10 protein-coding genes are annotated in these 12,343 nt (G+C 26.3%); 9 read left to right on the forward strand and 1 reads right to left on the reverse strand.

Annotated elements, in window-relative coordinates:
- Window positions 1-1,625 (forward strand): hypothetical protein (locus BUB51_RS09770; RefSeq protein ID WP_207647537.1); only part of this gene is annotated, 1,625 nt, incomplete at its 5' end.
- A 75-nt stretch (window positions 1,626-1,700) separates the two neighbouring features.
- Here the strand turns inward: BUB51_RS09770 and BUB51_RS09775 are convergent.
- The gene (locus BUB51_RS09775; RefSeq protein WP_073197431.1) at window positions 1,701-2,624 is read right to left on the reverse strand and encodes a tyrosine-type recombinase/integrase; all 924 of its coding nucleotides are present in this window, start codon (window positions 2,622-2,624) and stop codon (window positions 1,701-1,703) included.
- 292 nt (window positions 2,625-2,916) lie between these two features.
- Here BUB51_RS09775 and BUB51_RS09780 point away from each other — a divergent pair, with 292 nt between their 5' ends.
- The 8 genes from BUB51_RS09780 to BUB51_RS09810 all read left to right on the forward strand — a co-directional run bounded on the left by BUB51_RS09780 (window position 2,917) and on the right by BUB51_RS09810 (window position 12,010).
- The gene (locus tag BUB51_RS09780) at window positions 2,917-4,962 is read left to right on the forward strand and encodes an ATP-dependent nuclease (protein WP_073197433.1); all 2,046 of its coding nucleotides are present in this window, start codon (window positions 2,917-2,919) and stop codon (window positions 4,960-4,962) included.
- Between the two features lie 226 nt (window positions 4,963-5,188).
- A complete protein-coding gene (locus BUB51_RS09785; protein ID WP_073197435.1) occupies window positions 5,189-6,208 on the forward strand; it encodes a DUF6765 family protein in 1,020 nt (339 codons plus the stop codon).
- A gap of 707 nt (window positions 6,209-6,915) precedes the next feature.
- Complete coding sequence (locus BUB51_RS09790; protein ID WP_073197437.1) at window positions 6,916-7,977, forward strand: cyclic GMP-AMP synthase DncV-like nucleotidyltransferase; 1,062 nt, start codon at window positions 6,916-6,918, stop codon at window positions 7,975-7,977.
- Window positions 7,978-7,992: 15 nt separating this feature from the next.
- A complete protein-coding gene (locus tag BUB51_RS09795) occupies window positions 7,993-9,690 on the forward strand; it encodes a ThiF family adenylyltransferase (RefSeq protein ID WP_073197439.1) in 1,698 nt (565 codons plus the stop codon).
- Window positions 9,680-10,168 carry a Mov34/MPN/PAD-1 family protein gene (locus BUB51_RS09800; protein WP_073197441.1) on the forward strand — a complete coding sequence of 163 codons (489 nt, stop codon included), beginning with the start codon at window positions 9,680-9,682 and terminating at the stop codon, window positions 10,166-10,168. The genes BUB51_RS09795 and BUB51_RS09800 overlap by 11 nt, the downstream gene beginning before the upstream one ends.
- Window positions 10,149-11,099, forward strand: a complete 951-nt coding sequence (locus BUB51_RS09805) for an SAVED domain-containing protein (protein WP_073197443.1) — start codon at window positions 10,149-10,151, stop codon at window positions 11,097-11,099. Before BUB51_RS09800 ends, BUB51_RS09805 begins: the two co-directional genes overlap by 20 nt.
- A 146-nt stretch (window positions 11,100-11,245) precedes the next feature.
- Entirely contained in the window at window positions 11,246-11,392 is a 147-nt protein-coding gene (locus tag BUB51_RS13165) for a hypothetical protein (RefSeq protein ID WP_159430413.1), read from the forward strand.
- A 381-nt stretch (window positions 11,393-11,773) separates the two neighbouring features.
- Entirely contained in the window at window positions 11,774-12,010 is a 237-nt protein-coding gene (locus BUB51_RS09810) for a hypothetical protein (RefSeq protein WP_073197445.1), read from the forward strand.
- Window positions 12,011-12,343: the final 333 nt, after the last annotated feature.

A 12,343-nucleotide genomic window follows, 5' to 3' on the forward strand; every position in this document is an offset into this window, starting at 1 on the left:
AAGGAGTGGTACCTATGTGCAGAAAGTTTACTTTTGGATTAGTCAAAGGCAGGGATATGCTGGAGGTACTAAATTCTGCTAATATATATGAAAACATATCCGGATTAGATTATTTGTTTTGGCAGTATAATAATAACTGCAATTCTAAAATCAAGAATGAAATAGAATACTGCTTTAAGACATATGCAGCAGACTATATTATAAGATTTGGGAAAAAGTATAAGAATAAAACATTGGCAGAAATTGACTTTGAAGATTCATACTATGTTGAAAATTTTCTGCACAAAAAAGCAGAAGAAATTAATATAAGAAAAATTGTTGACTATTACCTAAAATACGGCAGATTGGATAGAGGAAACTTATATAATAAACATGAGATAATGCAGTATAAAAAACTATATGTTTTAACTAATGAAATAAATAAACAAAATTCTCATGAAATAGCAATTGCACTGTATTCACTCTATAAGCAGAAATTTGGAGTTAATTTATTTGAAAAATGTCCAAACTGCAGAAATGCTGTGAATAAAAGGTGGCAGGGTATAATAAAAAGGGATAATAAAAATAACATGTATATAGAGTGTAAAAATTGCGGGTTTAATATAGGAATTATAACTTTTATAGAAAAACAAATGCATCTAGAAAGAAAAGAAGCAGTATACAAATTGGCTCAAGAATTGAAAATAGATTTAAATTCGATAGCACAAGATAAATTAAATTGTGTAGAGATTCCTAATAAAATGTGCAGTTATAATAATGCACTAATTCTTCAAAAGAAGGAACTAAAAGAGATTTCGTTAAAGGAGTTTGGTTTAGAAGACTGCAATTATTTTACTTCATTTTTCAAAAGGGAAAATTTAGAAAAAAGAGACATAGAAGAATTTAATATAAAGTATGCAGGCAAAAATTCTAAAAATTATTTAAAACGCAGAGTATGTTTTCCTGTAAAAGATGAAAATGGCAGGGTTGTAGGGATGATATGCAAAAACGCTATTACAAAAAAAGTACATTATTACGAACAAATTAAAAAATTGCAACTCAGTGAAGAATTAAGTTATGAAGATAAACAGAAAATTATTGATCAAAAAGTACCATATGTAGAGTATGTTACAAATGAAGGTTTTGATAAATCTTTTGCATTATATAATTTAGATAAGGCTGTTAAATCAGTTGAAAATGAGTTATTTATTTGTAAAATGCCTGACGATGTAATCAGATTGGCAAATGAATTAGGTAAGTCCAATGTAGTTGGGATTATGCAAGAGGAAATTAGTAAGGGGCAGTTATATTTACTGTATAAACATTTTAAAGATTTAAGAGGAAAAATGAAGATATATTTATGTTATAAGGAAAATTCAGAGGAAGAAATTAAGCGATTAATGAATAATGCAAGAAAACTGCAAGAATTAGGATTTAAAAAAATATATAAAATGATGCTTGTAGAAACTTCTATTTTTGCTGTATTAGAATTTGCTTATTTAAGGTCAAAAAAAATTGAGATTGAATGCGAAAAAAAAGAACTGGTGGTAGAAGATTTAGATTTAGGGGAAATTAAAAGCATTGAAAGTAAAAATTATTATATTGAAGAAGAACCTGATTTTCATGAATGGTTAATTCCAAAATAAAAAACTAATTGTATATATGCAAATAAGGAGACAAGTGCTATTAATAAAGCCTGTCTCCTTGATAATTGAGGGCAGTTATAAAAATTTTTCTATTACATCTTGTTTTTCTTTTTCGTTCGGAATAGTATAAATTTGACTAGTAACAACTGCTGAATTATGTCCTGCTAAAGCGGCCACGGTTGATAAATCAGCCCCATTTTTTATAAGTGTACGGCAGAAATAGTGACGATAGGTATGAATACTGTAATTAGAATCTAATTGCAATTTTTCATGGTATTTTTTAATGATACGATAAATTCCATTTGTAGTAAATTTATCTTTTCTTTCGCTAATTAAGAGGTAAGGGCTATTGATTTTTCTTTTCTTTCTAATTTTAATCCAATTCATAATGGCTTTTCTTACATCTTTATGAAGAGGAATAGATCTATATTTATTACCTTTACCTATCACTTCTAACGTTCCTTGTCTGATATCACCATTCTCATTAAAATTCATCTTAATATCATCCAATTTTAAATTAACTAATTCAGATGCTCTAAGACCACATTTTGAAAGCAGTTCAAATATACAGATATGCAGTTCATTTCCTTCTCTATAATACAATCTTCTTAATGCTCTATATGTTTTTTCATCAAAACTCTTAGGCTCTTTAATTCTGGCATCCTTTAATTTTTTTATATTTACAGTTATATCTTTATCAATAATACCTTCTATTTTCAACCAACTAAAATAACTTTTTAAACTTGCGATTCGAATATTTATAGATGATACGCTAAGATTTAATATAGTTTGACAGTAACTCCTATAATCTAAAATATCAATAGGAGTAATTACTGCAGGATTAAATTCTTCAATTTCCATATCATTAAAATATTCTATAAATAGAATCACATTATCTAAATAAGTTTTAATAGTTTTTTCAGAACGATCATTTGCTAATAAATACTCTTTAAATTCCTTTAGATAATATTTGTCTATATATTTATCCCTTTTTATCATCGATAACACTCCTTCATATTATTTGCTACAACAATATAAAAAATGAAAAAGTAACATTTCAAGTTTTTTATGTTCAATATATAGAATATGCAGAAAAATAATGCCAAAAGGTTAGGCTGCTAATTTTTTGTTAGATAATAAGACTTTTCAGTATAAAAACCATTTAAAATTTAATGAAATTATTAATATAATTGTAGTTATGTTGAAAAGTTGTATGGAAAATAAGGGAAAAGTATTTTATAATAAAAATGTAAAATTTTGCATTATATATTTTGATAACAGGGGATATTGAATGTTTGTTTCCAAATTATATATAAAGAATTTTAGAAGTATTGAAAAATTAAAAATTTCATTTAGACCAGGGAAAAATGTACTAGTTGGGAAGAATAATGCAGGTAAAAGTAATATAGTTAAAGCATTAAACTTGATTTTAGGTGAAAAAAGCCCTATATATTCAAGAAAAATAAGCGAAAAAGATTTTTTTTCATATTTAAAAGATGGAGAAGAGGTAAGTAAAAAGGCATTTTTTGTAGCAGTAAAATTAGAAGGAAAAGATATAAACAAAACAATATTTGAAAAAATTAACGGATTAAGGTTAGCAACTTTAGAAGGAACAAATTTATTAGAATCTTTTTTTGAAAATAGTGATAGAACAAATTGTGAACTACTCATGAACAATTTTCAAGGAAAATACTATAGAGATACAGAGCAGTTATTTAATATGTTTAGTAATGCAGATGAATTATATATCTATTTTTGTGCTGTTAAAGATCATGAACGTAAGTATGATATGGATTGCTACCAAGACGGATATTCAATGACTTATAGTATATTATTTAAATATAATAGTAATTATTATCGATGTTCAAAATTTCCTAATGATTTAAGAGATTCCCTAATAACTAGTGCAATTTTACCAGCAGTTAGAAATATTAGTAATGAGTTAAAAGTTAATAGTTGGAGTTGGTATGGAAAATTAATTAAACATATTTGGGAACAATCTGATTTTGTCAAAAAAAGAGAAATAAATACAAAACTTAGTGAAATTAAAAAAATAACTGACAGTATTTTTAATGATGCTATTTCAGATATTCAAGAAAAAATTAAGAAAGCGATATATCATAATAATATTTCTTTTCAATTATTAGAAAATACTAAAGATGATATTTATAAAGGAATAGAAATTTTTGTTGATGATGGAGTTTTAGGATTATTAAAAGATAAAGGGACTGGTATACAAAGTGCATTAATAATATCTTTGTTTTCATATTATTGTAGTAAATTTCATAAAAATTCATCACTTTTAGCAGTAGAGGAACCAGAAATTTATTTACATCCTCAAGCAAGGAGAGTTTTATCAAATAAGTTTGATGAGTTTATAAATCTTAACCATGTTAACGGTAATCAAGTTATAATAACAACTCATTCCAGTGAATTTATAAGAAATACTAATTTAGAAAATATTATTGTTGTGAGAAAAATTGATGGAAGAACTATAACAAAAAGTATTACATTCCATTCTGAAAAAAATAAAGATTTAATAAAAATTCAAAATATTATATCTACTAAAAATGCTGAAATATTTTTTGCAGATAAAGTTATATTAGTAGAAGGTGGAGAAGAATATATTATACCTTTAATTGCAGACAAACACTTTGGAGAGATTGGTTTTTTAGATAATAATAATATTACAGTTGCAAAAGTTGGAGGCAAATATTTTTTTAGACCGTATTTACAATTAATTTCTGCTTTAGGAATTGAATACTATGTGATTGCTGATTTTGACATTTTATATGATGGATTAGAGCATTTAAAAGAATTTATTGATTGTGTAACTGAGTTAGAAATTAATGAAATTAAAAGTGAATTATTTAAAATTGTTTCACCTGATAACCCGTGGAAAAGAAGCAAGAAAATAAAAGAAGAACTAAAGAAATATGATGCAAAGGAATTTTGCAACTTAATAGAAAATATGTGTAACAATGGAGAGTATAATGAACAATTACGTGAGTTATGGAACAATATTAAGCCCAAATTTAAAAAGAAAGTTGATTATGAGACTTTGCAGCAACACGAAAACTTACAGAAAAAAGTTTATAATTTTATAAATAAGTTAAAAGAAAATAATATTTATATATTAAAAAAAGGGGAATTAGAGGATTATATAACATCTTGTGGTTGGAAAGTAATAAAAGAATCTGGATTTACAGACCAAAAAGAATTAAGGATAATGAAATTAACAGAAAAGATAAGTACAGGAGATATTGAATTGGAAGATGTTTTAGATGTAAAAGAGTATTTAGAAGTGATTCAAAAAATAAAAAATACAGTAGAATGAAAATACTTGAAAACAATAAAAATACCTATATATAATTTTATAAACAAATTACAAAAATATTAGTAAAAAATAGTATTATTATAAATAAAACAAAATTAAAATTTAAATATTTATTTGTTTTAAAAAAATATAATTATTTAGAAGGTTTAATACACAGCATTGGTTTTGTGTAGAAAAATGACAGAGTATAATTTATTTACTTTTTAATTAAAAAGGGGGCAAATTAATGAAAATAGATTTTCATTTTTACACTATTTATGTTCTTTGTAGATTAGCAGGTATAAAACATGAGTATAGCAAAAAAATAGCATATGCTTCCCAACATACAGATGATGCTAAATATGATCATGAACTTGAGTTTATAAGTGGGGGAAGATTTCAGCAGCAAATGTCAGCACATAAATTTCTTGATTTAGGTGTATTTAGTAAGAAAACAGGATATGATATATTTTTGCCATTTCATTTTTTACCGGGTATCGAAGGTAAAGATTTTTATGAAAAATTGCTTTGTAGAGCAAATAGTAGAACTGCAAAAGAAATGCTTAAAGATACACTTAATACTTTAAACAAGCCTTATGGTATTCATAGACTTGGAATAGCCCTTCATGTTTATGCAGATACGTGGTCACATCAAAATTTCCATGGATTATATAAATTTCATAATAAAGTAGATGACATAGAATTAGAAAATAAAGAACAATCAGAGTTTCAAGAAATTGAAGTTGAGTTAAAATCTACATTTTTACCTGCAATAGGACATGCACAGGCATTCATATTCCCAGATGAACCATATTTAATTTGGAAATATAAAGGTAGGAATAACAAGGAGTATTTTAGAATAGATAATCAGAAAAGAACTATGGATGCAGCATATAATATTTACAGTTTTTTAATTAATGATGTTAAAGATAAAAAATCTGATTTATTTGATAAAGAATCTAAGGGTTGGGATGAAATAAAAGATAAACTTAGAGAAGTTCTTTTTGTAAATAAGCCAATTGAGCAAAGAGAAGAACTGTGGAAGCAAAAAATTAAAGATGGATTTTTTGGTTTTAAAGTGGATATAGAATATGATGATAGAGAATGGTTTAAACAGGCTGTAGAAGTTATTGATAAAGATAGACGAATATATGATAAAAAAGAAGTTTTTCATATATCTGATTGGAAATATTTTCATGATGCTTTAACAATACATAAATTTTATATTAAGAATGAATTGCTGCCTAAATATGGAATTATAACATAGAATATTAAACACAAAGCAATTATGAATTTCAAAGACATTTATTAGACTATGGAATTGGAAAACCATATTGCAATGGTAAATGGGTTAAGAAAGTAGATAAAATTGATAAATCACACTCTGATGGATATTATTCTGTTGGAGATTTTATAAAGAGAATAGAAGGTTTAGTCGAAATAGAGCCGGTGGGACTTCCAAGATGTAAACACGAATGGAGTTAAAAAAATAATACAGAGGAAATCAAGGGGAAATAGTATATTAAGGAAAATGGAATAATGGGGAATATAATGGAAAAGGTCAAGAATATAATAAATTTTGGGAAGTTGTAAATAGAGCAATTTATGAAAATGACTATTTAATAAAAAGTTTTAGATATTAGGAAAAAACCTGAGCAGAAATTATTTTTGCTCAGGTTTTTTTGCAGTAATATATAATCTTGCAATATATGTATACAGTATTTATTAATAATTTTATGGAAAAAGTAAAGTAATTATTAAGAGATTTTAGAAAAATTCAAAAGTAATTTGGTAATACTTGACAAGCAAATATATGTTTGGTACTATATATTGTGTATATGGTACAAGCAATACATATATATTGTAACAACAGAATGATTTAACAAAATCTTCAAATTTAAGACATATTGTATTTAATATATTACTTAAATAATAGCCTTTAAAAATATAATAAAGATGTAAAGGGGTTGTTTTATGGCTTCTATACAAAAACAATTTGAAAAATTCCATGATGAAATTAAACTTAAAAGATTTGATGAAAATGCGACATTAAGAGAAAAACGAGATATTATTACAAACAGAATAAAAGAAGGATTAAAAAAGAAATTTCAAAATGGAGAAGAAGGTGTACCAAATGTGGAATTTATTGACCAAGGAAGTTATGCAGTTGATTTAGGAATTAATCCTGATGATGGTAATTATGATATTGATGAAGGAGCAATATTTGATTTATATATTGAGGATTATGAAGATCCTACAGAAATAAAAAAATGGATTAGAGACATTATGGATGGACATACTGTTATACCACCTATAATTAAAAATCCATGTGTAACAATAACATATTCTCAAAATAATGAACCAATTTATCATGTTGATATACCAGTATATGCAAAATCAAAATATGATAGTAAATTATATCTTGCGTGGGGCAAAGAGCATTCTAATGATGATAATAAATATTGGGAACCAGCAGATCCTATTGGATTAAACGAATATATTAATAATAGATTTACTGGTGATGATAAAAAACAGTTTAAACGAATAGTTCGGTATATGAAAAAATGGAAAGATATATGTTTTAAGTCTAGTGGGAATGCCAGACCACCTAGTATTGGCATAACTATTGCAGCAGTAGAAATGTTTATGCCATATACTGAGTATAATCAACTGTCAGGGAAATTAGAATATGTTGATTTAATAGCACTAAAGAATTTTGTATGGAAACTAAAAAACAGTTTTATTAGTGAGTGGGATTCTGATAGAGAAGAATACCTATATACAATATATCTTAGATTACCTGTTACACCGTATAAAAATATTTTTAGCAAAATGTCGAAACTTCAAATGACAGATTTTTATTATAAGTTGGGTGACTTATACGATGCTTTACAAAAGGCTGAGGAAGATTGTGATCCGCATACAGCATGTAAACTTCTAGCGAATTATTTTGGAAATAAGTTTCCAATTCCAGAACCGAAGGAGAGTAGATACCAAGTGAATAGATCAAATGCTCCCTCATCTAGTTCTGCATAAAGGAATGATATAAAAATGAAAGAAAAACTTAAAGAATTGTTAAGAGAAAAAGAATATCTTAGTGAAATAACAGAAGATATTGAAGAAGGTAGTTTTAAACTTATATTCAAACTGAGAAATAATTATGAGATACCTTTAGTAATAACTTTTGACGATTTTTTTCCTGCTCGATTACCAAAGATACGAATTGATGATACTCGATTGCATATACCAAATAAACCTCATATTTTGAAAAATGGAACTATATGTTATTTAGACCAAGAAGGTATTATTTGGAATAATAATCCTAGCATAGCATTGGATTTGGTTTTTGAACGGGTAGAAAACGTATTACTTGATAATAATGAATTGGTTGAATACCACAGGGAATTCAACTATTATTTTGCTACTTTGAATAAGTTAGAATATGCTGTATCATTATACGCATCTGGTAGTGATATTGAAGAAATAACCGTCTTTACAAAAAGAGATCATCCATTTGCTTTTTTGAAAAGTGATCAAGAGTCAATAAAGACATTGGAAAATTTATTGGAGAGAAAAATAACAGGACAATTACATTATAAAGCATTGTTTATACCGTTAGATGAGCCATATAACGGTCCTGTTCCTCAACAAAATGAATTTTGGAGTGCAAAAGAAATTGAAAGTTTAATAAAAAATCATGTTACTCCAGAGAAACTTAAAAAGGTGGAAGCATTTTCGATTAATAAAAAGAACTATTATTATTTACTAGAGATTCCTTTATTAACAGGAAAAAAAGTAACAATAGGATTATGGTATAAAAAAGTTCAAAGTTATAGTAAGAGATCTAATCCAATTATACAGTCTGATTTACAAGAAAAATTTGAAATATATCCAATATATATTTATAGATATGATGATTGTTCTTTAATAGAGAGAGGGGGTGGAATAAAGAGTGGTTGTAATGTATTGATTGTTGGGTGTGGGTCAGTAGGAAGTGATATACTTTTTTTATTAGCACGGTCTGGTTTGAAAAACTTTACTATTGTCGATTATGATAAATTGGATATAGTAAACTCATATAGACATTTTTTAGGAATGAACAAGGCAATCGAGAATAAGAAAAAGGTTATGCTCTTAAAAGAGGAAATTCAAAAAAGATATCCAAGTATAAGAATTCAAGCATATGATAAAGATATATTATTACTTATTAAGGATGAAATTATCAATTTAAGAGATTATGACTTAGCAATATTTGCAATTGGTGATCCTAATATTGAAAGATGGCTTAATAAATTAGTTTTAGAAACAGAAACTCCTGCAATTTTTACATGGGTGGAAGCATATGGTCTAGGGGGTCATGCTCTATTAGTTAATAATGGAGATAGAGGTTGCTATGAGTGCCTAATTGATGAAAAATTAAATAATTATGCTTCATTTGCAGGAAGAAGTGATAAACCATATACCAAGAATATCAATGGATGTTCTGGAACTTTTACTCCTTATGGTGGACTTGATTCTATGGAAACTGCTCTACTTGCTTCAAGATTAGCATTAAGAGTAATTAATAATCAAGTGATAGGTAATCCATTAGTTTCATGGAAGGGAAATTCAAAAGAATTCGAAGCAAATGGGTATGAAACTTCTCCTAGATATGAACAAAGTTTAGATTATCTGCAAAGAGATAGTTTCGATTATATTAATTTTGATTGTAAATATTGTTATAAAGGAAGAAATGAAGATGATAATTGATATAGGTAACAGGAAAATAAAAATAAATAATAACATATTGGTTGAAATTTATCATAGTAGACAACTAAACCAAAGAGATTGTGAAGCAGGTGGGATGTTAATAGGATCAATTATTAGAGATTCAAATGATATCATTATAGAAGATTTAACAATGCCTATAAAAGGAGATATTAATTCAAGAACAAGATATGTCCGTAGTGAAAAACATAATAAGTTATTAGAACAAAAATGGATAGATAGTCAATATACTAAGATGTACTTTGGAGAGTGGCATACACATCCCCAAGATATCCCATTTGTTTCTTTACAAGATATTAGGAATTGGATGAATTTAATGAAGGAATCAAAAACTGAAACCAATTTATTAGTGTTCCTTATAGCGGGAAATACAGTTTATAAAGTATGGATAGGCAATCGTATTAAAAAATCAATTCATCAAATATATGAAGGTGATTATAGTGATTTTACAATTAGTTGAAAAAATAATGCAGTTTATTCAACAAGATAAATCTGGCGGTATGATTTTATTATTTATTCTAATAGTTATAGCCGTAATTTTGGGACTTACATCAATTATGGCATATAAAAACAGTAAATTGCTGCAAAGATTATTAAACTATATTCCTTTTATTCAAAAAGAATATGTGATGATTGCTAATTTTTCAAAGAAAGACGGTAGGATCAATGAGGTCATAAATAACTATTTAGAATCAGGATGTAAAGTATTTAAGTTAGAGTCTTACAAAGAATTTGCTGATGATGGAACAATTAGTAAACTGAATTTAGAAAAGTTAGTACAGAAGCAGAAGAAAACTATTAGAAATGCTAAAAAAATAATGAAAAATAAAAATTCTTTAATATATATTGGGTTTCCACATGTCCCTTTAGGATTCTTAGATGGTGTTAATTTTACTGATATTGATGATCCAATATTATATGAATATCAAGGAATGGATTCAGAGTGTTTAGGAAAGGGTTTTTTTGAATTAAAACGTATTTATAATTCATCACTCAATTTAGTGGATAATATTGATCAAACTGAAATAATAAATAATGAAGTGGCACTAAAGATTGAACAATCCTTTAGAATCAATGATAATGAGATTAGGAAAGTTGTAAATGTATCTTCAATTATATCTTTTGGTCCTCAGAATATTGGAAGATGGAAAATAACAAATTATGCTCAAATAGATATATATCAGAAAGAGTTTGATAAAGTAATTACTCAATTAAAGAATAAAGGAGTCGACAGAATTCATTTATTTGCGATAACACCTGTTTCTTTGAGTTTCAGTTTAGGAAGAATGGTAAAACATTATCATCCTGAAATCATTGTTTATAATTATAATAATGGTAAATTCGATTGGGGTATAAATTTAAGAAATCAAAAAGTGGTTTTTTTTAGTTAATATTATATTTAAGTATATAATGTATGAGTAATAACTAATTGGTTTCAGGCTAATAGAAGTATATAATTAATTATTGAATAAGAGTGAAATTTAAATACATATAGTTTAACTAAACCTTTGAAAAATTTAAAAACATATTAGAAGAAATGACTAAGGAAATTGCTGATAAAGTATATAGATTAATAGATAGAATACTTGAATATGATTCAACGATTGAAATTACGATAGGCAATCATATTTTCTTTGATTGTACAAAAATAGATATTATACTTATAAAATTAGAAATTTTATAGATAAAAATTTAACAGTTTTGAAAGCAACTTATTTGTTTATATTTGTTTATAAAAAAACTGTCATATGTAATTCACATGTAATGTGGATGTTACTCTTACACCTAATTGAAAAATCAATAAATAAGTAAAATGGGGTTATTTTCAACAGATTTACATGAAATGAATAGGCAATAGAAATTAAATTTTTACAACCTAATGGTTATAATTTAAATATTCAATAAGTTATTAAAATAAAAATAGAATATATCAATATAATTGCAATTTTGTATTTGTTATGGTTGCAGATGGAAATATTTTATAGTCATATTCATTGGAGGGTAAATCATATAGAAGTCATGCATAAGAAACAATTGATTGTTTTAAATTTATGGAGGCGATAGAGTGTTAGACAATAGTCTTAAAAAAGAGATTCATTTGTTAATTGTTAATACAATAAAAGAACTAGTAGTTTCATTTAATAAATCTTTAAAAGATGCAGAAAATATTGTAAAAAAGACAAAAATGGAAGAATATATTTTAAAACACCCTATTACGCTTCGTGATTCTGCTTATGATTGGGCAGTTAAATTGCTAACTGAAATAGGAGATATCGAAACGTTAGAAAAATATTTGAAATAGATTAAAAGATTTAAAAACAAGAATTTTTAAAGATTATAATCATGTAATTTTACTATATTAAATATGAAAGAATGGTATGAAGATTACTACTTTGCAGGGGGTTAAAAAAGAAGGATGTAGATGGTGTAAGGTTTTGTATATCTAAAGTTAAAAAAACGATGAATTGAAAGCAGAAATTTGGATATAGATTCATACTTTTGTTTTGAAGGCTTTTTTGGGAAAATTAATGATTAAACTATAAAACACCTAGAGGTAACTAGTTATCTCTAGGTGTTTGTGTGCCGGGCATGCGTAACAACTAGGTGGTGAAAGTCCACTGTGGGGGTTGACCGT

It is taken from the genome of Caloranaerobacter azorensis DSM 13643 (assembly GCF_900129995.1).
Classification (GTDB): domain Bacteria; phylum Bacillota; class Clostridia; order Tissierellales; family Thermohalobacteraceae; genus Caloranaerobacter; species Caloranaerobacter azorensis.

What these genes read in the sequence shown, in the direction of transcription:
- BUB51_RS09800 (WP_073197441.1), top strand. Translation starts at nt 9,680, where the DNA reads ATGATAATTGATATAGGTAACAGGAAAATAAAAATAAATAATAACATA.
- BUB51_RS09785 (WP_073197435.1), top strand. Translation starts at nt 5,189, where the DNA reads ATGAAAATAGATTTTCATTTTTACACTATTTATGTTCTTTGTAGATTA.
- BUB51_RS09780 (WP_073197433.1), top strand. Translation starts at nt 2,917, where the DNA reads ATGTTTGTTTCCAAATTATATATAAAGAATTTTAGAAGTATTGAAAAA.
- BUB51_RS09795 (WP_073197439.1), top strand. Translation starts at nt 7,993, where the DNA reads ATGAAAGAAAAACTTAAAGAATTGTTAAGAGAAAAAGAATATCTTAGT.
- BUB51_RS09790 (WP_073197437.1), top strand. Translation starts at nt 6,916, where the DNA reads ATGGCTTCTATACAAAAACAATTTGAAAAATTCCATGATGAAATTAAA.
- BUB51_RS13165 (WP_159430413.1), top strand. Translation starts at nt 11,246, where the DNA reads ATGACTAAGGAAATTGCTGATAAAGTATATAGATTAATAGATAGAATA.
- BUB51_RS09775 (WP_073197431.1), bottom strand. Translation starts at nt 2,624, where the DNA reads ATGATAAAAAGGGATAAATATATAGACAAATATTATCTAAAGGAATTT.